Genomic DNA, 26,622 nt, shown 5'->3' with positions numbered 1-26,622 from the left:
CAGAGCTGTGGTGAAGGTGCCGCTGCGGGCGTCGCCGTCCTCGTTCACCGGGATGTCACCCCGTGTCGGCGGTGCCTTTGCCGATACGGGAATGCCCCATGTGCGGTGTCTTGACGGCAAGTTGGGCACTCCCTATGGTCGCCGCAGGACGAGGGACATCCTACGTCCCCGCCCGTGGGGGCGCCCGACCGCTCCACGGGGCGGGCGACTGCAGCGCGTGCTCGACGATCACCTTTCGCCGCATCCGCATCCGCATCCTCGTGGGGGAGCCGGTATGAGCAACCGCACCGTGCACCGCAGAACGGTCCTGGGCGGGGCGGCCGCCGTCGCCGCCGGCTGGGCGCTCACCGGCTGCGGCGAGGGCGGGGACGGCGACGGCAGCCCACCCCGGGAGCGCAAGAAGGGACAGCGGATCCAGCTGACCTTCTGGTCCTGGGTGCCGGGCATCGACAAGCCCGTCGGCCTCTGGAACCGCAAGCATCCCGAGGTCCAGGTCAAGGTCGAGAAGGTGTCGGCCGTGGGCGGCCAGCAATACGCGAAGATGCACGCCGCCATCAAGGCCGGCAACCCGCCCGACCTGGGCCAGATCGAATTCCCCGTCCTCCCCGGCTTCCTGCTCGACGACGGACTGCTCGACCTCGCCCCGCTCGGCGCCGCCCGTCACCGGAGCGAGTTCTTCGGCTGGCAGTGGCAGCAGTCCGTCTTCGGCAAGGGTATCTACGCCATCCCCCAGGCATCCGGGCCGATGGGGCTGTTCCTCCGCCAGGACCTCTTCGACACCTGGGACGTGCCGACCCCGCGGACCTGGGACGAGTACGAGGCCGCCGCCAAGGCCGTCCGGAAGAAGGGCGCCTGGATCGAGACCTTCGCCCCCACCAACGGCAACCGCTTCGCCGGCCTCGCCTGGCAGGCGGGCGCCAGGTGGTACCGGACACACGGCGACACCTGGATCGTGCACCTCGACGACGAACCCACCCGTAAGGTCGCCGACTACTGGGAATCCCTCGTCAAGCAGAAACTCGTCAAGACCATCCCGGACCGGCAGAACGCCTGGTACAAGGATCTGCAGACCGGCGCCATCCCGGCCTGGGTGGGCGCCAGTTGGGGCGATGCGCTGCTGGCCGGCAACGCACCGGGCACCAAGGGGACGTGGCGGGCCGCGCCGCTGCCGCAGTGGAAGGCGGGCGAGCAGGCCTTCGCCAACTGGGGCGGCTCGACCACCGCCGTCTTCGCCAAGGCCCGCTACCCCAAGGACGCCCTGGACTTCGCCGTCTGGCTCAACACCGACCCCGAGTCGATCGCGCTGCTGATCGACGGCGGCTACGGCTTCCCCAGTGCCAAGAAGGGCTATGCCGCCACCGATCTCGACGTCGACAAGGAATTCTTCGGCGGCCAGGCGTACAGCAAGGTCTTCGCGGCCGCCGGGGCGCATGTGGACACCAGCTGGCGGTGGGGGCCCGGGGTGGACACCCTCTACCAGCGGCTCGGCGACGCCTTCACCGACGCGCTCGCGGACGGCGGCTCCTTCCGCTCGGTCCTGACGAAAGTGCAGGCCCAGACCGTCGCCGACCTCAAGGGCAAGGGCCTGAAGGTGGAGAGCGGGTGAGCCGGGACACGCCGCTGCGGCCGGACCCGGTCACCCGCGGCGCGTCCCGCCGGGGCACCGGCCGCCGCCCGCGCCGCGTCACCCGCACCGAGGCCCGCAACGCCCGCGCCGCCGCCGGATTCGTCCTGCCGTTCCTCGCCCTCTTCGCTCTCTGCTTCCTCGCCCCCATCGGCTACGCCCTCTACGAGAGCCTGCAGAAAACCCAACGCACCGGCCCGCTCGGCCTCGGCGGTCAGGCACACCAGGCCTTCGCCGGCCTCGCCAACTACGCCCACGCCCTCTCCGACGACCGGTTCCTGGCCGGTTTCGGCCGGGTGCTGCTCTTCGGCGCCGTCCAGATCCCGCTGATGACCGTGCTGGCCACCGCCCTCGCACTGCTGCTGGAGAGCGCGAGCGCCCGCGCGGTCCCGTTCTTCCGCAGCGCCTTCTTCCTGCCGTACGGCGTGCCGGGAGTGATCGCCTCGATCCTGTGGGGATTCCTCTACGTGCCGGGCATCAGCCCGCTGGTGAAGATCGCCGAATCCATGGGCTGGAGCGTCGACTTCCTCTCCCGCGGCACCGTCCTGTGGTCCGTCGCCAACATCGTCACCTGGCAGTTCACCGGCTACAACATGCTGGTACTGATCGCCCAGCTCAAGGCCGTACCGGGGGAGCTGTACGAGGCGGCACGGATCGACGGGGCGAACGCCTGGCAGGTCGCCCGGCACATCAAGATCCCGCTGCTCCGCCCCGCGCTCGTGCTCACCGGTGTCTTCAGCATCATCGGCACCCTCCAGCTGTTCGCCGAACCCATGGTGCTGCGCCCGCTGGCCTCCTCCATCGACTCCGGCTTCACGCCCAACCTGCACGCCTACAGCGAGGCGTTCGTCGGCGACAACCAGCAGGTGGCGGCGGCCGAGGCGGTACTGCTCGCGCTGGTGGCGTGCGCGGTGTCCTTCGGCTTTCTGCGGCTGGCCGGCGGGCGCGCCGGGGAGCACACCGGGGAGCGCGGATGACACCGCCCCCGGTCCGCCACCGGATCATCACCGCCTCGCTGCTGACCGTCGCCGCGCTCTACTTCCTGATGCCCGTCTACTGGCTGGCGGTCTCCGCCACCAAGAACAGCGCCGACCTCTTCGGCACCTTCGGCTTCTGGTTCTCCGGCCATCCGCACCCCGTCGACCACCTCGTCGACGTCCTCACCTACGACCACGGCATGTACGCCCGCTGGTTCGCCAACTCCCTCTTCTACGCCGGGACCGGAGCGGTCTGCGCCACCCTGCTGTCCGCCGCGGCCGGCTATGCGCTGGCCACCTTCCCGTTCCGCGGCCGGGAGGCGGTCTTCAACGTGGTGCTCGCCGGGGTGCTGATCCCCGGCACCGCGCTGGCCCTGCCGCTCTACTTCCTCTTCAGCGCGCTGGGCCTGTCCAACACCTACTGGGCGGTGCTGATCCCCAGCACGGTCAGCCCGTTCGGCGTGTATCTGTGCCGGATCTACGCCGCCGCAGCGGTGCCCGGCTCGCTCCTGGAAGCGGCCCGGATCGACGGCGCGGGCGAGGCCAGGATCTTCGGCGGGCTCGCGCTGCGGCTGATGACCCCGGCGCTGGTGACCGTCTTCCTCTTCCAGTTCGTCCACATCTGGAACAACTACTTCCTGCCGCTGGTGATGCTCTCGGACTCCGACCTCTACCCGGTCCAGCTCGGCCTGACCTCCTGGACCGGCTACGCCGACCGCCAACCGGTGCTCTACCAGTACACGGTGGGCGGGGCCTTCCTGTCCGTGGTGCCGCTGATGGTGCTGATGACGGTGCTCCAGCGGTACTGGCGCACGGGCCTGACCGACGGCAGCGTGAAGGCGTGACGGTCCGAGGTGACGGCGTGACCGGTTCGCCGTGACGCCACGACGGGGTCGCCGTAACGGCCTGACCGGCTCCGCGCCGAGTGCCTGACCGGCTCCGCGCCGAGTGCCTGACCTGTTCCGTGCCGAGGGCCCGCCCGGTTCGTGGTGGGCGCGTGACAGGATCGCTGTCATGACTACTCCTGATGATGACCGGTTCTCCCCGAACGCCGCGACGCGTGCGAAGGCCGCCCTCAAGCGTGACCCCTGGGACCTCCCGGACGTCTCCGGCCTGGTGGTCGGCGTCCTCGGCGGCACCGGCGACCAGGGCCGCGGCCTGGCCTACCGGCTGGCACGGTCCGGCCAGAAGGTGATCATCGGCTCCCGGGCCGCCGAGCGCGCCGAGACCGCCGCCGGTGAACTCGGCCTGGGCATCGAGGGCGCGGAGAACGCCGTGTGCGCCCGGCGCAGCGATGTGGTGATCGTCGCCGTGCCGTGGGAGGGCCACGCCAAGACCCTTCAGGCGCTGCGCGAGGAGCTGGCCGGCAAGCTCGTCATCGACTGCGTCAACCCGCTCGGCTTCGACAAGAAGGGCGCCTACGCGCTCAAGCCCGAGGAGGGCAGCGCCGCCGAGCAGGCCGCGGCCCTGCTGCCCGAGTCCCGGGTCACCGCCGCCTTCCACCACCTGTCCGCGGTGCTGCTGCAGGACCCGGAGACCGAGCGGATCGACACCGACGTGATGGTCCTCGGTGAGTCCCGCGCCGATACCGACCTGGTGCAGGCGCTGGCCGCCCGTATCCCCGGTATGCGGGGCGTCTTCGCCGGCCGGCTGCGCAATGCCCACCAGGTCGAGTCGCTGGTCGCCAACCTGATCTCGGTCAACCGGCGCTACAAGGCACACGCGGGGCTGCGCCTCACCGACGTCTGAGCCGGCCGGCCGCGGCGACAGCGGCCGCTGCCGGACCGCCGACCGGCGCACACGGGGCATGGGGGACACTGGGGAGGACCGCACCACTCCCGACAGGAGCCGCTTCCATGCCCCTCTTGCCCCCGTCCGGCCCGGCCCGCCGGCTCGCTCTCATGGCCGTCGCCGTGTGCGTCCTCTCCGTCGCCGCGGCCGTGGTCGCGTTCGTCCAGGGCAGCTTCGTCGGCATCGTCTGGATCCTGCTGGCGGGCATCTCCAGCAACATGGCGTGGTTCTACCTGCGCAGGGCGAAGCTCCAGCGGGCGCAGCAGGCCGGCTGAGCCCGGCGCATCGCGCCCTCCTGCGAGCCCGGCCCCTCGAAAGGGCCGGCCGGGCCCCCGTCCTCAGAAGAGACCGCCGCCCTGCGGCAGCGGCGGCTCGCCCTGCCAGAAGCGGAAGAGCTGCTGGCCGAGGTAGCTGTCGAGCGACGAGACGCCGAGGCCGTGCAGGATCATGTCCACCAGGCCGAAGAAGGCCTGGTTGATCTCCGGTACCCACAGCAGCCCGAAGACCGCCAGCAGCCCGAACGGCGCGAACGGCTCCACCTGCCGCCGCAGCTTGTACGACAGCCACGGCTCGATCACCCCGTAGCCGTCCAGCCCCGGCACCGGCACAAAGTTCAAGATCGCGGCGGTCACCTGCAGCAGCGCCAGGAACGCCAGCGCGAAACGGAACGGGGCGGGCACCCCGTCCAGCCCGTGCAGCCAGAACGGCGCCGTGCACACCGCAGCGAACACGATGTTGGTCAGCGGCCCGGCCGCCGAGATCAGGCTGTGCCGCCAGCGCCCCTGGATCCGGCCCCGCTCGATGAACACCGCGCCGCCCGGCAGCCCGATCCCGCCCATGATCACGAAGATCACCGGCAGCACGATGCTGAGCAGCGCATGGGTGTACTTGAGCGGGTTCAGCGTCAGATAGCCCTTGGCCTCCACCGAGATGTCGCCGCTGTGCAGCGCGGTCCTGGCGTGCGCGTACTCGTGCAGGCACAGCGACACCACCCAGCCGGACACCACGAACAAGAACACCGCGAAGCCGGTGTTCGCCGCGAGCGTTTCGCTCCACACCGCCCAGCCGGACACCGCCATGACGGCGACGAGCGCGAGAAAGACCGGGCTGATACGGCGGTCGGCGCGTCGGATTGCTGTGGTCATGGTGCAAGGCTCCTGGATGTCTGGTGTGGGCAGCCATGACCGTAACCGCGTCACGGCGGCCGGCGCACGGCGGAAGGCCTGCGGGCTCGTGCACGGACCCCTGCCCAGGTCCCGTGCACCCGAAAACGACGCTCGGTGCCTGGGGAGTTGTGGCCTTCGACGACAATGGGCCGGTGCGCTACGGAATTCTCGGCACCACCCAGGCCGACCGGCCCGACGGCACCCCCGTCGCGATCGGCGGACCACGCCTGCGCGCGCTGCTCGCCGCCCTCGCGCTGCGCCCCGGCCGGGCACTCTCCCCGGACGTGCTGATCTCCGACATCTGGGGCCTGGACCCGCCCGCCGACGCGGGCGGGGCACTGCAGGCGCTGGTCGGCCGGCTGCGCCGTGCCCTGGGGCATGCCGCGGTCGCCTCGGCCGACGGCGGCTACCTGCTGTGCGCCGAGCCCGACGCCGTCGACCTGCACCGTTTCGAGCGGCTTGCGGCGGAGGGCGGCCGGGCGCTGACCGCAGCGGACCCGGCCGGCGCCGCCGCCCTGCTCGACGACGCCCTGGCGCTCTGGCGCGGTCCGGCCCTCGCCGATCTGCCGGACGCGGGTGCCGAGGCCTCCCGCGCCGAACGCCGCCGCCTGGACGCCCAGCGCACCCGCCTCGCCGCCGACCTCGCCCTCGGCCGGGCCGACCGCGCGCTGCCCACCCTCCTCGCGCTGTGCCAGGACCATCCGCTGGACGAACCCCTCCAGGCCCTGCGGCTGCGCGCGCTGCGTGCCGCGGGCCGTACGGCACAGGCACTGGCGGCCTACGAGGAGATACGCACCGGCCTCGCCGACCGCCTCGGCGCGGATCCGGGCCCGGAGCTGCGCGCCCTGCACGCGGAACTGCTCCGCCCGCCGGCGGAGACGGCCCCGCCGCCCGCGCACCCCCACGCTCCCGGCACCGCACACCCGCCCGCCGGCCCCGGCGCCCCCACGACAGCCCCCGTCCCCTCGGCCGTCCCCGCCCCCTACCTCACCCCGCCCCGCCCCCGCCCCGGCAACCTCCGTGCCCGGCTCACCTCCTTCGTCGGGCGGGACACCGACCTGGCGGCGATCCGCGCCGATCTGGCCGAGCACCGGCTGGTGACGCTGCTGGGCCCCGGCGGCGCCGGCAAGACCCGGCTGTCGCAGGAGGGCGCGGAGGCCGCCGCGGCCGCGCTGCCGGACGCCTGGCCGCACGGCGTATGGCTGGCCGAGCTGGCACCGGTGGACGATCCGCAGACCGTGCCCGAGGCGGTACTGACCGCGCTCGGGGCCCGGGAGACGGTCGTCCGCGGCACCACGGCGGAAGGACTGCGGGCCGCCGCCGATCCGACCGCCCTGGACCCGCTCGGCCGGCTCGCCGAGCACTGCGCCGGCCGCCGGATGCTGCTCGTCCTCGACAACTGCGAGCATGTGATCGGCGCCGCCGCCGAGCTCGCCGAGCGGCTGCTGGCCGACTGCCCGGGGGTGACGGTGCTGGCCACCAGCCGTGAGCCGCTGGCCGTACCGGGCGAGGTGCTGCGGCCGGTCGAGCCGCTGCCCGCCCCCGTCGCGCTGCGGCTGCTGGCCGACCGCGGGGCCGCCGCCCTGCCCGGCTTCCGTATCGAGGCCGACGAGGAGACCACCGCCGCCTGCACCGAGATCTGCACCCGGCTGGACGGGCTGCCGCTGGCCATCGAACTCGCCGCGGCCCGGCTGCGGTTGCTGACGCCGCGGCAGCTCGCCGACCGGCTCGACGACCGTTTCCGGCTGCTGACCAGCGGCAGCCGGACCGTGCTGCCCCGCCAGCAGACGCTGCGCGCGGTCGTGGACTGGTCCTGGGACCTGACCGACGAGCCCGAACGGGCGGTGCTGCGCCGGCTGTCCGTCTTCGCCGGCGGCTGCGACCTGGCCGCGGCCGAAGAGGTGTGCGCGGGCGACGGTGTCGACCGGCGCGAGGTGGCCGGGCTGCTCGGCTCGCTGATCGACAAATCGCTGGTGGTCGCGGCCCCGGCCGGCCAGTCGCCGGGCGGCAGCCGCTCCGGCGGCGGAGAGATGCGCTACCGGCTGCTGGAGACGGTGGGGGAGTACGCCGGCGAGCGGCTGGACGAGGCCGGGGAACGGGCCGGTGCCGAGCGCCGCCACCTCGTCGCCTACCGCGAACTGGCCCGTACCACCGACCCGTTGCTGCGCGGGCCCGGCCAGCGCGCGGGCATGGAGCGGCTGGAGCTGGAGCACGACAACCTGCGCACCGCGCTGCGCCGCGCCCTCGCCGCACGGGACGAGCACGAGGCGCTGTGCCTGGTGCTGTCCCTGCAGTGGTTCTGGTCGCTGCGCGACCACCGCGGCGACGCCCGCCACTGGGCGACGGCGGCTGCCGCGCTCGGCCCCAACCCCTTCACCCCGCCCGCCGAACCGGCCCCCGACCTGCACGAGAGACCCATCGACGCACCCCCGCCGATGGCTTTCGAGCAACTGCTCGAGGCCCGCCGCGAGGTCCGGCTGGTCGCGCTCTCCAGCCGGGACAGCGATATCGAGGCGCTGCTCGATCCGGCGATGCAGGAAGAGCTGGCCGGGATGCTCACCGTCTACCGCACCGGCATGCCGCAGACCTGCAAGGTGCCCGGCGCGCTGTGGTACTACGCGGTGCTGATCACCGGACGGTTCGACGAGCTGGCCGAGCTGGTCGAGGGCGCGGTGCAGGCCTGCCGCGACCTCGGCTACGAATGGGAGCTGGCCTACATCCTGCAGTTCCGCTCGAAGATCCTCAACGACCGCGCCGGCGGGCTGGCGCAGGCGACCCGCGATGCCGACGAGGCGCTGCGCTCCTTCCTGCGGCTCGGCGACGCATGGGGCGCGGCCGAGGCGCTGGCGGGACGCGCCGAAACCCATGAGAAGCGGGGTGCGTACGCGCAGGCGGCGCGCGACTACCGGGCGGCGATGGTGCACGCCGAGAACCTGGGGGCGCACGGCCAGACCCTGCTGCTGCGCTGCCGGCTGGGTGCCGTACTGATCGAGGACGGCCAGGCGGAGACCGGCGAGCGGATGCTGCGCGAGGTGCTGGCCGAGGCGGCGAAGGGCAACAGCGGCCGGGACACCGAGCCGTTCGCCCGGCTGACCCTCGCGATGTGGCTGACGCTGAAGGGGGATCACCAGGAGGCGCGGGCGGAATTGCACGTGGTGCGTGAGCTCTTCGCCCCGCGCGCCCCGGACCTGTTCGCCGGGATGCTGGAGTCGTTGCTGATCTCGCTGGACCTGGACGAGGGTCACCGCGAGGAGGGCCTGCTGCCGAGGTTCCGGACGGCCATGGACCGCATGCAGGACTCCCTGACGCAGATGATCGCGCCGGACCTCCCGGTGGTGCAACTCCTCACCGGTGCAAGGGTGTTGATGGCGGTACGGGGCGAGGCCGCGGGGCGGGACGCGGCGCGCCTGGTGGGGGCGTACGACGCGCTGCGGGCGACCGGCCATGTCCCGCCGCGGCTCATCCGCGACGACCGGGCCCGCACCGAGGCGGCCGCGCGGACGCTGGTGGGCGGTACGGCCTATGCGCAGGCGTACGCCGAAGGCGGCGGCCTCTCCCTCGAAGAGGCCGCCGCCCTCATCTGACGCGAGCCGGGCGAAGGGCCGTCCCGCAGGGAAACCCCCTGCGGGACGCGCGTCAGGTCTTCTTGCGGAACTTCGCCACCGCGAGGGGCATGGTGACGGCCGTGATGGCGACCGCCCAGCCGAGGGTGACCAGCGCCGGATGGGCCACGGCGCCCTGGTTGTTGATCAGTGCACGGGACGCGTCCGCCAGGTTGGAGAGCGGGTTGACCTTGGTGAACCCCTCCAGCCAGCCGGGCATCGAGGTCGTCGGCGCGAAGATCGACGAGCCGAACTGCAGCGGCATCAGCACCAGCATCGCCATGCCCTGGACCGCCTGAGGGGTCTTCACGGTGAGCCCCAGCAGGATGAAGATCCACATCAGGGCGGCGCCGAAGACGGTGGACAGCGCGACCGCGGCGAGGAACGCGAGCATGCTGCCCTTGATCTCCAGGCCGAGCAGGAAGCCCATGCCGAGCAGGATGGCGGTGGCGATCAGCATCCGGCCGATCTCGACGACGATCTTGGCGATGAGGACCGAGGACCGGGCGATGGGCATCGTCCGGAAGCGGTCCATCACGCCCTTGCGGAAGTCCTCGTTGACGCCGCTGCCCACCGCCATGGCGATGTTCATGCCGAGCATCGCCATCATGCCGGGCACCAGGCGCTGGATGTATTCGTGCTGGTTGCCCTTGCCGGCGATCGCGCCGCCGAAGACATAGGTGAACAGCAGGATGAAGATGATCGGCATCAGCAGGACGTCCATCATGGACTCCGGATCCTGCTTGATCTGCAGGGCGTTGCGCCGCACCAGCGCCCCGATGTGCCGCAGATTGGCCCGCAGACCGACCCGGCCCTCATCGGCGCCGGCCTTCACCCGTGGCGCCGTCATCGTTGCCGTACTCATGCCGATACCCCCGCGTACTGCTCGTCCCTGGCGTCCTCGGACCCGGCCCCGGACCCGGTCCCGGCCTCGGAGGTCTTCTGGCCGGTGATGGCCAGGAACACCTCGTCCAGGCTGGGCAGATGGGTGCTGATCCCGGCGAGCGCGATGCCCTCGCGGCCGAGCACACCGACCACCGCGGTCAGCTGCTCGTCGCTGGTGATCGGCACGTTGACCACACCCCCGTCGTGGTCGGCGGTGGCACCCGCGATGCCGTCCAGACCGGCCCGGCCGACGGCCTCGGCCGTCCGGTCCAGCTCGCCGGGGTCCGACGGCCGGATCTGCAGCGTCCGCCCGCCGACCTTGGCCTTGAGCTCGTCCACCTGCCCCTCGGCGATCACCCGGCCGCGGTCGATGACCGTCAGCTCGTTGGCCAACTGCTCGGCCTCTTCCATGTACTGGGTGGTCAGCAGCACCGTGGCACCCTCGCGCACCATCTGCTGGACCTCCTGCCACACCTCGTTGCGGGTGCGGGGGTCCAGACCGGTGGTCGGCTCGTCCAGGTAGAGGACCGCCGGCCGGCCGATCATCGAGGCGGCGAGGTCGAGCCGGCGGCGCATACCGCCGGAGTACTTGGCCGCGGCCCGCTTGGCGGCCTCGGTCAGCGAGAACCGCTCCAGCATCTCGTCCGCGCGGCGGCGGGCGTCCTTGCGGGACAGATCGAGCAGCCGCCCGATCATGTAGAGGTTCTCCCAGCCGGAGAGCTTTTCGTCGACCGAGGCGTACTGGCCGGTCAGGCCGATGGTGCGGCGCAGCGCGCGGGGCTGGCGCACCACATCGAAGCCGGCCACGACGGCGCTGCCGGCATCCGGCACGAGGAGGGTGGACAGGCACCGCACGAGGGTCGTCTTGCCGGCGCCATTGGGGCCGAGCACGCCGAGCACGGTGCCTTCTTTCACGTCCAGGTCCACCCCGTCGACGGCCTTGACCGCGCCGAAGTGCTTGACCAGACCGCGCACCTCCACGGCGTTGCCGCCCTTGGTGGATATCGTCTGTCGCGTCATGTCCCCAAGGTGTCAGCCGCCACCGACAGCGTGCCGACAAGTCGCCGACAAGGCCTGGCGCTTGCTTCGGCCTCCCACGTTGTCGGCCTCCCCGCCGCGGTGGTTTCTCACCGTTCCGCCTGCGGCGGGCGTGGTGTGTCGGGTGCGGTGCCGCTCCTCCGGACTTCGTCCTGCGGCGCGGCACCTCCCGTGAGTGGGTGGAAGAGCGTGAGTGGGGGCGCACGTGGTCATTTACGTGCACCCCCACCGGCCTTCAACGCTTCCCCCCACCACAGCCCCGCGCAGCGGACCCGCCCGCCGCTGGGGCACCTCCCACGCCCCTTAGGCAGTGGGGGAGCTACGGCGAGAAACCCCTACGGCGGGTCAGCCGACCTGAACGGTTCAGTGAAAGAGATGCGGCTCCGCCGGAAACGCGCCGCCAATGACATCCTCCGCGAACGCCTTCGCCGCCCCGCCGAGCTGCGCCCGCAGGTCCAGGTACTGCTTGACGAACTTCGGGACCCGGCCGGCCGTCATGCCGGCCATGTCGGTCCATACCAGCACCTGGGCGTCGCAGTCCGGGCCGGCGCCGATGCCGACGGTCGGGATGTAGAGCGAACGGGTGACCTCGGCCGCCAGCTCGGCGGGTACCGCCTCCAGGACGACCGAGAACGCACCGGCGTCCTGCACCGCCTTGGCGTCTCGCAGCAGCTGCTGGGCCGCCTCCTCGCCGCGGCCCTGGACGGGGTAGCCCCCGTAGGCGTGGACCGACTGCGGGGTCAGCCCGACATGCGCCATCACCGGGATGCCGGACGAGACCAGCAGCTCCACCTGGTCGGCGGAGCGCTCACCGCCCTCCAGCTTGACGGCGCCCACGCCCGCTTCCTTCACCAGCCGGGTGGCGTTGCGCAGCGCCTGCACCGGGCCTTCCTGGTACGAGCCGAACGGCAGATCGCCGACGACGAGCGCGCGCTTGGTGCCCCGGACGACCGCCGCGGACAGCAGGGTGGTCTCGTCCATGGTGACCGGCACGGTGGATTCGTAACCGAGGTGGCAGTTGCCCATCGAGTCACCGACGAGCAGCACGGGGATGCCGGCCTCGTCGAAGACGGAGGCGGTCATGGCGTCGTAGGCGGTGAGCATCGGCCACTTCTCGCCGCGCTCCTTGGCGGCGGCGATGTCCCGGACGGTGATCCGGCGCGACCCCGAGCCCCCGTACAGAGACTTGGCAACCGGCTTCTGGGCAGGCGAAGGCTGCGTCATGGTGACGGCTCCTGTTCGTCATCTCGAGGCACCCTGACGGTGTCCCCGGACTCCTGACCATGCTGGCACGGCCCGCGCACAAAGGAAAAGGGGAACGGACGTGACCGCCCACGCTTCGGCCGGAAGCCACCCTTGTCCGGCCCGGACGACCGGTCTCGCCGCCCGGACGACCGCCCTCGCTTCGGCCGGAAGACGACTACCGCTTCGCCCGGAAGAAGGGCCCCTCCGCGCGGCTTCCCGATACGGAACAGCCTCGTATCGGAACGACCCTAGGGTGCCGGACATGGCCTCCTCCTCCAGCACCCCGGGCGCTCCGCCGGCCCGACAGATCCCGGAACCCGTCCACCGCCGCCGCTGGGCGATCCTGTCCACCCTCATGCTCAGCCTGCTGATCGTGGTGCTGGACAACTCGATCCTCAATGTCGCCATGAAGACGATCGCGACTCCGGCCCCGCTCGGCCTCGGCGCCACCCAGAGCGAGCTGGAGTGGGCGATCAACTCCTACACGCTGGTCTTCGCCGGTCTGCTGTTCACCGCGGGCCTGCTCGGCGACCGGCTGGGCCGCAAGAAGATGCTGCTCTTCGGCCTGGCCGTCTTCGGCGTCGGGTCGGTGCTCGCCGGGGTGTCCGGATCGCCGGCGGAGCTGATCACCTTCCGTGCGCTGATGGGGCTGGGCGGCGCCTTCGTGATGCCGTCCACCCTCGCCATCCTGATGAACGTCTTCGAGCGGGAGGAGCAGCCCCGGGCGATCGGCATCTGGGCCGGCGGGGTGGGGCTGGCCATCGCGGTCGGCCCGATCGCCGGCGGGCTGCTGCTCGCCCACTTCTGGTGGGGCTCGGTCTTCATGATCAACGCCCCGGTCGTGGTGGTCTCGCTGATCGCGATGGTGATCCTGGTGCCCGACTCCAAGGACCCCGGCCCCGGCCGGCTGGACCCGTTCGGGGTGCTGCTGTCCGTCGTCGGACTCGTCCTGCTGGTCTACGGCATCATCAAGGGCGGTCAGCTCGCCGACTTCACCGACCCGCAGGTGGCCGGCACGATCGCCGGCGGCCTGGCGGTGCTGGTCGCCTTCGTGCTGCACCAGAAGCACAGCGACCACCCGTCCATCGACATCGGCTACTTCCGCAGCCCCGCCTTCTCGGCCGCCATCGCCGCCATCGCGCTGGTCTTCTTCGCGCTGATGGGCGTCGCGTTCTTCACCGTCTTCTACATCCAGAGCGTGCGCGGCTACACCCCGCTGCAGGCCGGGATGCTGTTCCTGCCGCTGGCCGCCGCCCAGACGATCTTCGCGCCACGGGCCCGGCTCGCCGTCGACCAGTACGGCGCCCGCGCGGTGTGCACCTTCAGCATGTTCGTGGTGGCCACCACCATGTCGGGCATGCTGCTGCTGGACACCGACACCCCGATCTGGGTCCTGGAGGCGCTGTTCTTCCTGCAGGGCGCCGGGATGGCGCACATCATGCCGCCGGCCACCGTCGCGGTCATGCAGGCGCTGCCCCGGGAGAAGGCCGGCTCCGGCTCGGCGCTCAACAACGTCTTCCGGCAGGTCGGCGGCACCCTCGGCGTCGCCGTCCTCGGCTCGCTGCTGTCGACGAGCTACCGCGACCGTATGCAGGACATCCTGGACCGGCTGCCGGGCGTACCGCCGGCCGCCCGGCACGCGGCCGGGGAATCCATCGAGGCGACGCACGGGCTCGCGGACCGGATGGGGCCGGCGGGCCGGCGGCTGACCGCCGTGGCCGACGACGCCTTCATCCACGCCATGCACATCACCGCGCTCGGCTCGGCCGCCATCGCGCTGCTGGGGCTCGTCGTGGCCGCGGCCTTCCTGCCGGGCAAGAGGGCACCGGTGCCGCAGCCGGCCAAGCCGCAGGAAGAGCGGAAGGCGGGCGCGGAGCGATGAGCCGGGCGGCGGCGGACTCCGGGGCGGCGGCCGGGGAGCGGCCGGGCCCGGCGTCCCCCGGGCGCCGCGGCCGGCCGCGCAGCGCCGCGGCCGACTCGGCGATCATCGAGGCCGTGCTGCGCCTGATCGAGGACGGGGCCTCCATAGGTGAGCTGTCCATGGAGCGCATCGCCCGCGAGGCAGGCGTCGGCAAGGCCACGGTCTACCGCCGCTGGCCGGGGAAGAGCGCGCTGATGCTCGACGTCATGCGGTCCCTGGACGTCCCGGGCCCGCTCCTGGACGGCACCTCGGTGCGCGACGACCTGGTCTCGCTGCTGGAGTTCCTGCGCCGCCGCGGCCTGGGCAAGCGCAGCTCCGCGCTGCTGCGTACCCTCGTCAGCCACGTCCGGGCACAGCCCGAGCTGTGGGCGGAATATCACGACACCGTCGTACGGGCCCGCCGCGAGGCGCTGCTCGGGGTGCTCCGGCGCGGGGTGGCGAACGGCGAGATCCGCACCGACCGGGACCTGGAGACCGTCGCCGACCTCTTCGTCGGGCCGCTGCTGGCCCGCGCCCTCCTCCACGAGTGGCAGGAACTGCCCGAGAGCCTTCCGGCGGACATCGTCGACATGGTCCTGGAGGGCGTACGGCCGGCGGCACCGGAGGCGACGGCACCGGAGGTGACGATGGTGGAGGTGACGGTGGCGGATACGAGGACGGCGGAGAATGCGGTGCCGGATACGAGGGCGGCGGATACCGCGGCGGGCCGAACTCCGCGGCACGGCAAGGGCCTTGGAGTCAAGGACGCCCGCCCCGGCACGCCGTGTGCACACGGCCCCGTATGACCGGCGCATGCCTGTTCTGTCACAGCCGTTGTCACGAATCCCGGTACCGGAACCCCGACCCGCCACCATGCCGTCCTCACTTCTAAGAAAGCGCATTACGGACCATCGCCTAGGGTCGGGGACCACAGGTCAGGCGCGGCGAGGCAACGCAGTGAGGACAGCTACATGGCGCAGGCATACATGACGGAACCGGGACAGGGGCGCAACCCCGGGGAGGCCGGTTCCCGGGCCGAGCGCCTGCGGAGCTGGTGGCGTCCCGAGGGCATGTGGCGGCGCGGCCTCGTGCTCGCGGTGCTCGCGGTCCTGGTGGGCCTGCTGATGATGCTGCACTCCCAGATCCCCAACACCGTGGGGAACCTGGGCAGTCTGCTGGAGACCTTCCTGCCGTGGCTGGGGCTGTGCATCCCGCTGCTGCTCGTCGTCGCGGTGCTGCGCCGCTCGGCGACCGCGCTGGTGGCGCTGGTGCTGCCGGTGTTCGCCTGGATCAGCCTCTTCGGCGGGCAGATCACCGACAAGGCCGGCAACGGCGGCAATCTCACGGTCGCCACCCACAACGTCAATGCCGACAACCCCGACCCGGCGTCCACCGCGCGGGACATCGTGGCCTCCGACGCCGATGTGGTGGCCCTGGAGGAGCTGACCGGCGACGCCCTGCCCGTCTACCGGCAGGGGCTGGCGAAGGCGTATCCGTACCACACGGTCGAGGGCACCGTCGGGCTGTGGAGCAAACGCCCGCTGTCCGAGACGAAGCCGGTGGACATCAAGATGGGCTGGACCCGCGCGCTGCGGGCCACCGTCACCGCGGCCGACGGCCAGAAGTTCGCCGTCTACGTCGCGCATCTGCCGTCGGTACGCGTCAAGGTCGAGGCGGGCTTCACCGCAGGCCAGCGCGACGGCAGCGCCGCGGCGCTCGGTGAGGCGATCGCCGCCGACCCGGAGAAGAAGGTCATGCTGCTCGGCGACCTCAACGGCACCATGAACGACCGCTCGCTGGCCCCGGTCACCTCCCAGATGCGCTCCGCCCAGGGCGCGGCGGGCGACGGCTTCGGCTTCAGCTGGCCGGCCGCGTTCCCGATGGCCCGAATCGACCAGATCATGATGAAGGGGATGGACCCGGTCAAGGCCTGGGTGATGCCCGAGACCGGCAGCGACCACCTTCCGGTCGCGGCGACGGTGAAGATCTGACCGGCGCACGGACGCACTGCCGAGGGTGACCGCGGGTTGCCGGCGGTGACCGGGGACGGGTTGCCGGCGGTGACCGGGTCGGACTGCCGACGGGGATCCGACGCGGGTTCGTCACGCCCCGTTCCCCTGTGGGAATACTGCGCCTGAGAGACTTTGTTCCGTAAGGGAACTTAAGTACGTACGGTCCGCGCGCTGCGTGCCCGCCGCACGCACAACCCCGAAAGGTCTTTCATGCCCTTGGCTCTGCTCGCCCTCGCGGTCTCAGCTTTTGGCATCGGCACCACGGAATTCGTGATGATGGGCCTGCTGCCCGACGTCGCGGACGATCTGGGCACCTCCGTGCCCACCGCCGGCTACCTCGTCTCCGCCTATGCCCTCGGCGTCGTCATCGGCGCCCCGCTCCTGACCGCCCTCGGCTCCCGTATCCCGCGCAAGCGGATGCTGGTGGGCCTGATGGCGGTCTTCACGGTCGGCAACCTCGCCTCCGCCCTGGCTCCCACCTTCGGGCTGCTGATCGCCGGCCGGCTGCTGGCCGGGCTCCCGCACGGTGCGTTCTTCGGCGTCGGCGCGGTGGTCGCCGCCCGGCTGGTGCGCGAGGGCCGCCAGGCCCGTGCGGTCGCCACGATGTTCCTCGGCCTGACCGTCGCCAACATCATCGGCGTCCCCGCGGCCACCCTGCTGGGCCAGCAGCTCGGCTGGCGCGCCACCTTCCTCGTCGTGGCCGCCATCGGGCTGGCCGCCATGGCCTCCCTGGCCCGGCTGATCCCCCCGCTGCCGGCCGAGGAGCGCACCGGCCTGGTCAGCGAGCTGCGGGCGCTGGGCAACCGCCAGGTGCTGCTCGGCCTGCTCACCACCGTCTTCGGCTTCGCCGGGATCTTCGCCGTCTACAGCTACCTCGCGTCGATGATGACCGAGGTCACCGGCTTCGCCGCGGGCTCCGTGCCGCTGGTCCTCGCCCTCTTCGGTATCGGGATGACCCTCGGCGCGCTCGCCGCGGGCCCGCTCACCGACCGGGCCCTGCGCCCGACCCTCTACGGCTCGCTGGCCGCCCTGGCCCTCGTCCTGACGGCCTTCCACTTCACCGCCCAGGTGAAGTGGGCGGCGCTGGTGACGGTGGTCCTCATCGGCGCGGTCGGCTTCCTGACCACCACGCCCCTGCAGATGCTGGTCATGCACAAGGCCCAGCAGGCCCCGACGCTGGCCGCCGCCTCCAACCAGTCCGCCTTCAACCTCGCCAACGCCGGTGGCGCCTGGGTCGGCGGCCTGGCCCTGGCGGCAGGCTGGGGCTGGACCTCCCCGACCCTGGTCGGCGCGGTGCTGGCCGCCCTGGGCCTGGCCGTCGCCGTCGTGGCCGGTCTCCTGGACCGTGGTGCTCACGACGCCTCACGGATCGTGGCCCGCAGCGGCGAGACCCACGGTGGCGAGACCCGCAGCGGTGAGAGGGAGGCCGGGCCGGCCGCGGGTGCGCCGGTCGCGGCCGAGGGCCAGGCCGGCTGACCGCCCACGCCCTGTCCGGCCGGACGTCCCGCCCGGCCGTGCAGGCCCCGCCGCCCGGAAGCCGGCGCCCCGTCAGCTCCCCTCCCGCCAGTGGTTGGTGATCGGCAGCCGCCGGTCCTTGCCGAAGCCCTTCGCGGAGATCTTGGGGCCCGGCGGGTACTGGCGGCGCTTGTACTCGGCGTGGTCGACCATCCGCAGGACCCGCGTCACCAGGGCCTCGTCGAAGCCCTGGGCGACGATGTCCTCCCGGCCGCGGTCGTGGTCGACGTACAGCTCCAGGATGCGGTCCAGGATGTCGTAGTCGGGCAGCGAGTCGGTGTCGACCTGGCCGGGGCGCAGTTCGGCGCTCGGGGGCTTGGTGAGGGTGTTCTCCGGGATCGGCGGGATCCGGCCGCGGTCGGCGGCGGCCTGGTTGCGCCAGCGGGCCAGCTGGTAGACGACCGACTTGTAGACGTCCTTGATCGGGCCGTAACCGCCCACCGAGTCGCCGTAGAGGGTCGAATAGCCGCAGGCCAGCTCGGACTTGTTGCCGGGGGCGAGGACCAGGTGGCCTTCCTGGTTGGAGAGGGCCATCAAGGTGGTGCCCCGCAGCCGCGACTGCAGATTCTCCTCGGCCAGCCCGGTCAGCGGCAGCGCCGCCATATAGGCGTCGAACATCGGGCCGATCGGCACCGTGCGGAAGGCCAGGCCCGTACGGCTCGCGAGTTCGGCGGCGTCGGTGAGGGAGTGCTCCGACGAGTAGCGGGAGGGCATCGCCACGGCGTGCACGTGCTCCGCCCCCAGGGCGTCGCAGGCGAGCGTGGCGACCAGCGCCGAGTCGATGCCGCCGGAGAGGCCGAGCGCCACGCTGCCGAAGCCGTTCTTGGCGGCGTAGGCGCGCAGGCCGACGACCAGCGCGGTGTAGATCTCCTCCAGGTCCGTGAGGCGTTCGGCCTCGCCGCCGGGCGTCTCGGGCGGGTAGGGCGGCAGCGGGTCGGGCGACAGGACGCGGTGGTCGACGCGCAGCCCGTCGTCCAGCACGCCCGACGGGGGCACCGGCGCCGCCGCGGGCAGGTCCAGGTCGACCAGCACACAGCCCTCCGCGAACTGCGGCGCCCGCGCGATCACGGTGCCGTGCCTGTCGACGACGATCGAGTCGCCGTCGAAGACCAGCTCGTCCTGCCCGCCGATCATCGCCAGGTAGGCGGTGGTGCAGCCGGCCTCCTGGGCCCGCTTGCGGACCAGCTCCAGCCGGGTGTCGTCCTTGTCCCGCTCGTAGGGCGAGGCGTTGACCGACACCAGGAGCCCGGCGCCCGCGCTGCGCGCCGCCGGCACCCGTCCGCCGTCCTGCCACAGGTCCTCGCAGATGGCGAGCGCGATATCCACCCCGTGCACCCGCACGACGGGCAGGGTGTCGCCGGGGACGAAGTAGCGGAACTCGTCGAAGACGCCGTAGTTGGGAAGGTGGTGCTTGGCGAACGACAGCGCGACCTCGCCGCGGTACAGCACGGCGGCGGCGTTCTGCGGGGCGCCCGCGGGCCGGCCGTAGCGCGGCTTGGCCTGTGCGCCGCGGTCGAGGTAGCCGACGATCACCGGGAGGTCGCCCATGCCCTGCGACGCCAGCCGGCCGGCCAGCGTCCGCAGCGCCTCGCGGCTCGCCTCGACGAACGAGGGGCGCAGCGCCAGGTCCTCGACGGGATAGCCGGTCAGCGCCATCTCGGGGAAGGCGACGAGGTGCGCGCCCTGGTCGGCGGCGTGCCGGGTCCAGCGCAGGATCGTCTCGGCGTTCCGGTCGAGGGCGCCGACACAGCTGTCGGTCTGGTTGAGGGCGAGACGAAGTTGAGGCACCCCGCCAGTGTAATCGTCTTTCTGACGCAATGGGGGTGGGAAAGGACCAGGAGAAGCCCTTCCCCACCCCCGGGCCGCTGCTTCCGCTAATTCCGGTACTTCTTGCGGTACCCGATGACCGTCATCATCCCGGACTCCGAGTGGTAGATGTTGTGGCAGTGGACCATCCACAGACCGGGGTTGTCGGCGTGGAAATCGACGTCCACCCTGCGGCCGGGCAGCAGGATCGTGGTGTCCTTGCGGGGCCCGCCGTTGGGCAGGGTGAAGGTGTGGCCGTGCACATGCATCGGGTGCCACATCCTGGTGTGGTTGCGGAAGATGATCCGGACCCGCTCCCCGGCCTCGACGGGATACCGCTGGGAGGGCGTGTACGGGCTCCCGTTGATCGCCCAGTCGTACTTCTCCATGGTGCCGGTGAGGGTCATTTCGAGGGTGCGGTCGGGGCGGCGCGCCATGGACCGTACCGACTCGGCGGCGATGAGCCGGTCCGCCGTGATGATCCGTCCGTACAGGCTCTTGGGCCGGGCGGACGGGCCGGGTGCCTCGCCGCTCCCGGTGCGCAGCAGGCCCAGCGCGGAGCGCCCCTTGCCCTCGGCGAGCACGGTGAGCGGGAAGACGCCGTCCCGGGCCGTGACCAGGACGTCATAGCGTTCGGCCATCCCGATGAGCAGCGCATCGGTCTCGGCGTGCTCGACCGGCAGGCCGTCGGTGTGCGTCACGGTCATCCGGTGGTCGCCGAGTGCGACGCGGTAGGCGGTCTCGCTGCCCGCGTTGATGAAGCGGATCCGGATGCGGTCGCCGGGCCTGGCGCGGAAGGTCCGCGGGTCCTTGGCGGTGCGGCCGTTGACGAGGTGGTAGGGGTGGTCCACATCCCCCGCGTCGTGGCCGAGCAGCCTGCTCCGGGCGCCCTTGAGGAGACGCGACGGGCCGTCGGAGGGGACGGCCGCTCCGCGCATGGTGTGGGCGCCACGACCGCTGTCCCGTGCGTGGCCCGAACCCATCTCGCCATGGCTCATGGGCCCGCGGTCCTCGCCCCCGTGCAACTGCTTGAGCACGTTCTCGGGTGTGCTGCCGTCGACTCCGTCGACCCAGTCGTCCAGCAGGACGATCCACTCCTTGTCATAGGAGAGCGGTTCCCTGGGGTCGTCGACGATCAGCGGCGCGTACAGCCCGCGGTCCAACTGGAGACCGTAGTGCGGATGCACCCAGTGGGTGCCGGGGGTGGTGACCGCGAAGTGGTAGTCGAACGTGGCGCCGGGCTTGATGGACCGCTGGGTCAGTCCGGGTACCCCGTCCATGTCGTTGCGCACCGTCAGCCCGTGCCAGTGCAGCGTCGTGGGCTGCGGGAGGTCGTTGGTGAGGGCCAGCGCGATCCGCTCGCCCGAGGTGACGCGCATGATCTTGCCGGGCAGTGCATCGCCGTACGCCCAGGTCTCGACGGTACGGCCGCCCAGGTCGAACCGGCTGACCCCGGCGGTCAGCGCGAAGCGGCGCACGGGGCCCGCACCCCGCCTGCGCTCGGCCTCGGCGACCTCCGGGCCGTCGGGGGACACATAGCCGGACGGGGGGCGGCCGTCCGGACGGGCGGAAGGGACGGTGCCGTTCATGCCGTCCATACCGGAGTGCGGGCCGGCGCCGGTCTTGCCGGTGGCGCAGGCGGACAGCAGGCCGCTGCCGGCGGCGGCGAGACCTGCGCCGAGCAGGGCGCGGCGGGAGTGCGTACGCATGGGAGGAACACCTCGAGACGATGTCGGTGGTGATCTGGGCGGGGTGAGGGCACTGCCGCGGGCTCCGGTGGGCGTCGGCGGCGGGGCGCGCTCCTGCACGCGCGGTACCGACGGTCAGGCGGGGAGTGGGGGGCGCGGCGGTCCGGATATCGGCCAGCGGCCGCGCGGCGGGCCGGTGCGCGCTGCCGGGCACCGGCCGGGCTCCCGCCACCCGGCCGGGGCGCCGGGGCCGGGGTGTCCGGGCGTCCGGACGGGGGTGGCGAGGGCGGCAGGTACCGCGGTGAACAGCAGCAGACGGCCGCACCACGCGGCGGTCTTGCCCTGTTCCTGCATCGCGGACCTCTCGACGGGCGGCGAACCGGCGGACGCGGGAGGAGGTCCGCTTGACGCAATCTAACCCCGAGGGGTATGGGTCTCGCGGTGGCCCGCCGTACGGAGTGCCGTTGCGCGGTCCGGCGGGTGAGCCGGAGCGCTCCGGCGGGGCACGGCGGCGCCGTCCAGGTCCCGCGAGCCCGACATGATCGGGGAGACACCGCCTGGGCCGGAGGGTTCTCCGCCGCGGGGTCCGACCGCTGATCAGCGTGGGAAGGGCAGGGAACGGAGCCTTCAACGCCGGGTCAAGGACCGCTCAGGCCCGCTTCAAGACTCCGCCAAGCCCCCCGTTTGCCCCCGTCCGCTGCGCTGAGCCCGCTCGCCGCGGGAAGGATGCGGGGTGAGGGTTACGGGACAGCGGTTCTGATTCAGGCCAAGGGTGCGTAATGTGACGGTAACCCCCTCACGTGATACTGGTGTGCCACGTCGCGTGATCCGGCGCGTGTGGACAGGCCGATTGACCTGCAAGGATTGGTGACCCATGGACAAGCAGCAGGAGTTTGTGCTCCGCACGCTCGAGGAGCGCGACATCCGCTTCGTACGGCTGTGGTTCACCGATGTCCTCGGTTTCCTCAAGTCCGTGGCGGTGGCTCCCGCGGAGCTGGAGCAGGCCTTCGACGAGGGCATCGGCTTCGACGGCTCGGCCATCGAAGGGTTCGCCCGGGTGTACGAGTCCGACATGATCGCCAAGCCGGACCCCGGCACCTTCCAGATCCTGCCCTGGCGCGCCGAGGCCCCCGGCACCGCCCGGATGTTCTGCGACATCCTGATGCCGGACGGCTCCCCCTCCTACGCGGACCCGCGCTACGTCCTCAAGCGCATCCTGGCCAAGACCTCCGACCTCGGGTTCACCTTCTACACCCACCCGGAGATCGAGTTCTTCCTGCTCAAGGACAAGCCCGTGGACGGCCAGCGGCCGACCCCCGGCGACTCCTCGGGCTACTTCGACCACACCCCGCAGAACGTCGGCATGGACTTCCGCCGGCAGGCGATCACGATGCTGGAGTCGATGGGCATCTCGGTGGAGTTCAGCCACCACGAGGGCGCCCCCGGCCAGCAGGAGATCGACCTGCGCTACGCCGACGCCCTCTCGACCGCCGACAACATCATGACGTTCCGGCTGGTCATGAAGCAGGTGGCCCTGGAGCAGGGCGTCCAGGCGACGTTCATGCCCAAGCCGTTCTCCGAATATCCGGGCTCGGGCATGCACACCCACCTCTCCCTCTTCGAGGGCGACCGCAACGCCTTCCACGAGTCCGGCTCGGAGTACCAACTCTCCAAGGTCGGGCGCTCGTTCATCGCCGGCCTGCTCAAGCACGCCGGGGAGATCTCCGCCGTCACCAACCAGTGGGTCAACTCCTACAAGCGCATCTGGGGCGGCGCCAACCGCACCGCGGGCGCCGGCGGCGAGGCCCCCTCGTACATCTGCTGGGGCCACAACAACCGCTCCGCGCTGATCCGCGTGCCGATGTACAAGCCCGGCAAGATGGGCTCGACCCGGGTCGAGGTCCGCTCGATCGACTCCGGCGCGAACCCGTATCTGACGTACGCGGTGCTGCTCGCGGCCGGTCTCAAGGGCATCGAGGAAGGCTACGAGCTGCCGGCCGGCGCCGATGACGACGTCTGGGCGCTGTCCGACTCCGAGCGCCGGGCGATGGGCATCGAGCCGCTGCCGCAGAACCTCGGCGAGGCCATCGAGCTGATGGAGCGCAGCGAACTGGTCGCCGAGACCCTGGGCGAGCACGTCTTCGACTTCTTCCTGCGCAACAAGAAGCAGGAGTGGGAGGAGTACCGCTCCGAGGTCACCGCCTTCGAGCTGCGCAAGATGCTGCCCGTGCTCTGAGCCACCGCGCCACCGAGAGGCTGCACCCATGGCACTTCCCGCTCCGCAGGGCCGGCGGAGCAGCACCTACACCCGGCTGCTGAGGCACGGTTTCACCGACCCCTCGGCGGCGGGGGAGCTGCTGGACGCCCCCGAACTCGCCTCCGTACGTGATGACTCGGTGCTGCTCGAAGCCCTGGGCGCCACCGCCGACCCGGACCTGGCACTGCACAGCCTGGTCCGGCTGGTGGAGGCGCAGGAAGGGGACGAGCAGCAGACGCTGCTGAGCACCATCGTCGCGGCGAAACCGCTGCGCGACCGGCTGCTGGGGGTGCTGGGCGCCTCCGAGGCGCTTGCCGACCATCTCGTCCGGCACCCGCGCGACTGGCAGTCGCTGGTCACCTACGAGTCGGTCGACCTGCACCCCACCACCCCGAGTTCGAGCTGGCGCTCGCCGAGGGGATCTGGGGCGGAGAGAACGCCGAACGGCCCCGCGCCGACGCGCTGCGCACCGCCTACCGCCGCTCCCTGCTGGGCATCGCCGCCCGCGACGTCTGTGGCACGACCGATGTCGCCGAGGCCGCGGCCGAGCTGGCGGACCTGGCCACCGCCACGGTCCGGGCCGCCCTGGAGGTCAGCTACGAGGAGGCGCCCGGCGACGCCGCGGTGTGCCGGCTGGCCGTCATCGGCATGGGCAAATGCGGCGGCCGGGAGCTGAACTACGTCTCGGACGTCGATGTCATCTTCGTCGCCGAGGCCAAGGAGGGCGTGGACGAGGCCCAGGCGCTGCAGGCCGCGACCCGGCTCGCCGCCCGCATGATGCGGCTGTGCTCGGACAACACCGCCGAGGGCACGATCTGGCCGGTGGACGCCAATCTGCGCCCCGAGGGCCGCAACGGACCGCTGGTGCGCACCCTCTCCAGCCATCTCGCCTACTACCAGCGCTGGGCCAAGACCTGGGAGTTCCAGGCGCTGCTCAAGGCCCGCCCGATGGCCGGTGACCTGCAGCTGGGCCAGGAGTACGTGGACGCGCTGGCGCCGATGGTGTGGGAGGTCGCCGAGCGGGAGAACTTCGTCGCCGATGTGCGCCAGATGCGTCGCCGGGTCGTCGAGAACATCCCCGCCGCCCAGGTCGAACGGGAGCTCAAGCTCGGCCCCGGCGGCCTGCGCGACGTCGAATTCGCCGTCCAGCTCCTGCAGTTGGTGCACGGCCGCAGCGATGCCACCCTGCGCAGCGCCACCACCCTCGACGCCCTCGCGGCACTGGCCGCCGGCGGCTACGTCGGACGCCAGGACGCCGCGGCCCTGGACGCCGCCTACCGCTTCCTGCGCACGCTGGAGCACCGCATCCAGCTCTTCCGGATGCGCCGTACCCATCTGATGCCCGAGGACGAGGGCGAACAGCGGCGCCTGGCACGCTCGCTGGGCCTGCGGACCGAACCGGTCGACACCCTCCGCAAGGAGTGGAAGTGGCACGCCCGGGAAGTGCGCCGGCTGCATGAAAAGCTCTTCTACCGTCCGCTGCTCGATGCCGTCGCCACCCTGGAGCCCGGCGAGACCCGGCTCTCCGCCCGGGCCGCCGGCCACCGCCTCGAAGCGCTCGGCTACGCCGACCCGGTGGCCGCGCTGCGGCATCTGGAGGCGCTGGCGTCCGGCGTGACCCGCAAGGCCGCCATCCAGCGGACACTGCTGCCGGTGCTGCTGGCCTGGTTCGCGGACTCCGCCGACCCGGACGCCGGACTCCTCAACTTCCGCAAGGTCTCCGACGCGCTCGGCAAGACGCCCTGGTACCTGCGGCTGCTGCGCGACGAGGGCGCGGCCGCCGAAAACCTCGCCCGGGTGCTGTCCGCCGGCCGGCTCGCCCCCGACCTGCTGCTGCGCGCCCCCGAGGCGGTCGCGCTGCTCGGTGCCCCCGACGGGCTGCAGCCACGCGGCCGGGCCGCGCTGGAGCAGGAGGTGCTGGCCGCCGTCGGCCGTGCGGACGGCGCGGAAGCGGCGGTCGCGGCGGCCCGCGGAGTGCGCCGCAGAGAGCTGTTCCGCACGGCCGCCGCGGACGTCATCGGCGCGTACGGCACCGAGTTCAGCCCGGCGGACACCGACCACGGCCGCTCCGTCGACGCCGTCGGCTCCGCGGTCTCCGACCTCAACGCCGCCACCCTCGCCGGCGCCCTGCGCGCCGCGGTCCGCCAGCAGTGGGGCGACACCCTGCCCACCCGCTTCGCCGTGATCGGCATGGGCCGCTTCGGCGGCCGTGAGCTGAGCTACGGCTCGGACGCCGATGTCCTCTTCGTCCACGAGCCGCGCGAGGGCGCCGACGAACAGGAGGCCGCCAAGGCCGCCCACGCCGTCGCCAACGAGATGCGCCGGCTGCTCGAACTCCCCTCCTCCGACCCGCCGTTGCCCATCGACGCGGACCTGCGCCCGGAGGGCCGGTCGGGCCCGCTCGTACGGACCCTCGCCTCGTACGCCGCCTACTACCGGCGCTGGTCGCTGGTGTGGGAGTCGCAGGCCCTGCTGCGCGCCGAACCGGTCGCGGGCGACGTCGAACTGGGGGAGCGGTTCATCGAGCTGATCGACCCGCTGCGCTATCCGGCCGAGGGCCTGGGCGACGACGCGGTCCGCGAGATCCGCAAGCTCAAGGCCCGGATGGAGGCCGAGCGGCTGCCCCGCGGCGCCGACCCCACCACCCACGCCAAGCTCGGCCGCGGCGGCCTCAGCGACGTCGAATGGACGGTCCAACTCCTGCAGATGCAGCACGGCTGGGAGGTCCCCGGCCTCCGCACCACCCGCACCCGCGAGGCGCTGGCGGCCGCGCACGCCGCCGGGCTGATCGACACCGAGGACGCCCAGACTCTCGACGAGGCCTGGGTCTTGGCGGCCCGGGTACGCAACGCCGTCATGGTCGTCCGCGGCCGCCCCGGCGATACGTTCCCCGTCGACGGCCGCGAGGTGGCAGCCGTGGGCCGCTACCTCGGCTACGAGGAGGGCCACATCGGCGAGATGATCGACGACTACCGCCGCGTGACGAGGCGGGCGCGGGGCGTCGTGGAGCAGCTGTTTTACGGGGCGTAGTCGCCTCCCACGTTGTCGGCCGCCCCGCCGTGGGGGTTGTTCGCCGTTTCACGCCCGCTGCGCGGGGCTGTGGGCCCGTCGCCTCC

General features: G+C 72.1%; 16 protein-coding genes and 2 pseudogenes. 12 read left to right on the top strand and 6 right to left on the bottom strand.

Annotated elements, in window-relative coordinates; all coding sequences use genetic code 11:
* Positions 1-274: 274 nt before the first annotated feature.
* The 5 genes from CFW40_RS09550 (at position 275) to CFW40_RS09530 (ending at position 4,667) form a co-directional block, all read left to right on the top strand.
* Positions 275-1,606: an ABC transporter substrate-binding protein gene (locus CFW40_RS09550; protein WP_088797380.1), complete on the top strand. Its 1,332-nt coding sequence runs from the start codon at positions 275-277 to the stop codon at positions 1,604-1,606.
* Between the two features lie 14 nt (positions 1,607-1,620).
* On the top strand, positions 1,621-2,601 hold the full coding sequence (locus tag CFW40_RS09545) for a carbohydrate ABC transporter permease (protein ID WP_256331805.1): 981 nt from the start codon (positions 1,621-1,623) through the stop codon (positions 2,599-2,601).
* The gene (locus tag CFW40_RS09540) at positions 2,598-3,446 is read left to right on the top strand and encodes a carbohydrate ABC transporter permease (RefSeq protein ID WP_088797378.1); all 849 of its coding nucleotides are present in this window, start codon (positions 2,598-2,600) and stop codon (positions 3,444-3,446) included. The genes CFW40_RS09545 and CFW40_RS09540 overlap by 4 nt, the downstream gene beginning before the upstream one ends.
* Positions 3,447-3,615: 169 nt before the next feature.
* Positions 3,616-4,350, top strand: coding sequence for an NADPH-dependent F420 reductase (npdG, locus tag CFW40_RS09535; RefSeq protein ID WP_088797377.1), 735 nt, complete (start codon positions 3,616-3,618; stop codon positions 4,348-4,350).
* Positions 4,351-4,457: 107 nt separating this feature from the next.
* On the top strand, positions 4,458-4,667 hold the full coding sequence (locus CFW40_RS09530) for a hypothetical protein (protein WP_088797376.1): 210 nt from the start codon (positions 4,458-4,460) through the stop codon (positions 4,665-4,667).
* 63 nt (positions 4,668-4,730) lie between these two features.
* On the opposite strand, the gene CFW40_RS09525 is transcribed toward CFW40_RS09530, so the two are convergent.
* The gene (locus CFW40_RS09525) at positions 4,731-5,537 is read right to left on the bottom strand and encodes a site-2 protease family protein (RefSeq protein ID WP_088797375.1); all 807 of its coding nucleotides are present in this window, start codon (positions 5,535-5,537) and stop codon (positions 4,731-4,733) included.
* Between the two features lie 173 nt (positions 5,538-5,710).
* On the opposite strand from CFW40_RS09525, the gene CFW40_RS09520 reads away from it, so the two are divergent.
* Positions 5,711-9,142, top strand: a complete 3,432-nt coding sequence (locus CFW40_RS09520) for a BTAD domain-containing putative transcriptional regulator (RefSeq protein ID WP_088802001.1) — start codon at positions 5,711-5,713, stop codon at positions 9,140-9,142.
* A gap of 52 nt (positions 9,143-9,194) precedes the next feature.
* On the opposite strand, the gene CFW40_RS09515 is transcribed toward CFW40_RS09520, so the two are convergent.
* From CFW40_RS09515 to panB, 3 genes are all read right to left on the bottom strand, one after another.
* Complete coding sequence (locus CFW40_RS09515) at positions 9,195-10,025, bottom strand: ABC transporter permease (RefSeq protein WP_088797374.1); 831 nt, start codon at positions 10,023-10,025, stop codon at positions 9,195-9,197.
* Positions 10,022-11,065: an ATP-binding cassette domain-containing protein gene (locus CFW40_RS09510; protein WP_088797373.1), complete on the bottom strand. Its 1,044-nt coding sequence runs from the start codon at positions 11,063-11,065 to the stop codon at positions 10,022-10,024. Before CFW40_RS09510 ends, CFW40_RS09515 begins: the two co-directional genes overlap by 4 nt.
* Before the next feature lie 381 nt (positions 11,066-11,446).
* A complete protein-coding gene (gene panB / locus CFW40_RS09505; RefSeq protein WP_088797372.1) occupies positions 11,447-12,307 on the bottom strand; it encodes a 3-methyl-2-oxobutanoate hydroxymethyltransferase in 861 nt (286 codons plus the stop codon).
* Positions 12,308-12,590: 283 nt separating this feature from the next.
* On the opposite strand from panB, the gene CFW40_RS09500 reads away from it, so the two are divergent.
* The 4 genes and pseudogenes from CFW40_RS09500 to CFW40_RS09485 all read left to right on the top strand — a co-directional run bounded on the left by CFW40_RS09500 (position 12,591) and on the right by CFW40_RS09485 (position 17,716).
* Positions 12,591-14,210 (top strand): MFS transporter, encoded by a 1,620-nt coding sequence (locus tag CFW40_RS09500; RefSeq protein ID WP_088801999.1) that lies wholly within the window; start codon positions 12,591-12,593, stop codon positions 14,208-14,210.
* Positions 14,207-14,848 (top strand): annotated as a pseudogene (locus CFW40_RS09495) (TetR/AcrR family transcriptional regulator); the annotation flags it as partial. The gene CFW40_RS09500 and the pseudogene CFW40_RS09495, both read left to right, overlap by 4 nt.
* 366 nt (positions 14,849-15,214) lie before the next feature.
* Complete coding sequence (locus tag CFW40_RS09490; RefSeq protein WP_371127204.1) at positions 15,215-16,219, top strand: endonuclease/exonuclease/phosphatase family protein; 1,005 nt, start codon at positions 15,215-15,217, stop codon at positions 16,217-16,219.
* 231 nt (positions 16,220-16,450) lie between these two features.
* On the top strand, positions 16,451-17,716 hold the full coding sequence (locus CFW40_RS09485; RefSeq protein ID WP_256331537.1) for an MFS transporter: 1,266 nt from the start codon (positions 16,451-16,453) through the stop codon (positions 17,714-17,716).
* Between the two features lie 72 nt (positions 17,717-17,788).
* Here the strand turns inward: CFW40_RS09485 and CFW40_RS09480 are convergent, their stop codons facing one another.
* On the bottom strand, positions 17,789-19,543 hold the full coding sequence (locus CFW40_RS09480; RefSeq protein WP_176956541.1) for an NAD+ synthase: 1,755 nt from the start codon (positions 19,541-19,543) through the stop codon (positions 17,789-17,791).
* An 86-nt stretch (positions 19,544-19,629) separates the two neighbouring features.
* Complete coding sequence (locus CFW40_RS09475; protein ID WP_088797369.1) at positions 19,630-21,270, bottom strand: multicopper oxidase family protein; 1,641 nt, start codon at positions 21,268-21,270, stop codon at positions 19,630-19,632.
* 853 nt (positions 21,271-22,123) lie between these two features.
* Here CFW40_RS09475 and glnA point away from each other — a divergent pair.
* Positions 22,124-23,485 (top strand): type I glutamate--ammonia ligase, encoded by a 1,362-nt coding sequence (glnA, locus tag CFW40_RS09470; RefSeq protein WP_033270759.1) that lies wholly within the window; start codon positions 22,124-22,126, stop codon positions 23,483-23,485.
* Positions 23,486-23,513: 28 nt separating this feature from the next.
* Positions 23,514-26,536, top strand: a pseudogene (locus tag CFW40_RS09465) (bifunctional [glutamine synthetase] adenylyltransferase/[glutamine synthetase]-adenylyl-L-tyrosine phosphorylase).
* Positions 26,537-26,622: the final 86 nt, after the last annotated feature.

Origin of the sequence: Streptomyces sp. 2114.4, assembly GCF_900187385.1 — a bacterium.
Lineage (GTDB): Bacteria > Actinomycetota > Actinomycetes > Streptomycetales > Streptomycetaceae > Streptomyces > Streptomyces mooreae.
Note: the sequence above shows the minus strand (reverse complement) of the source record. Positions and strands in the feature narration are given on the sequence as shown.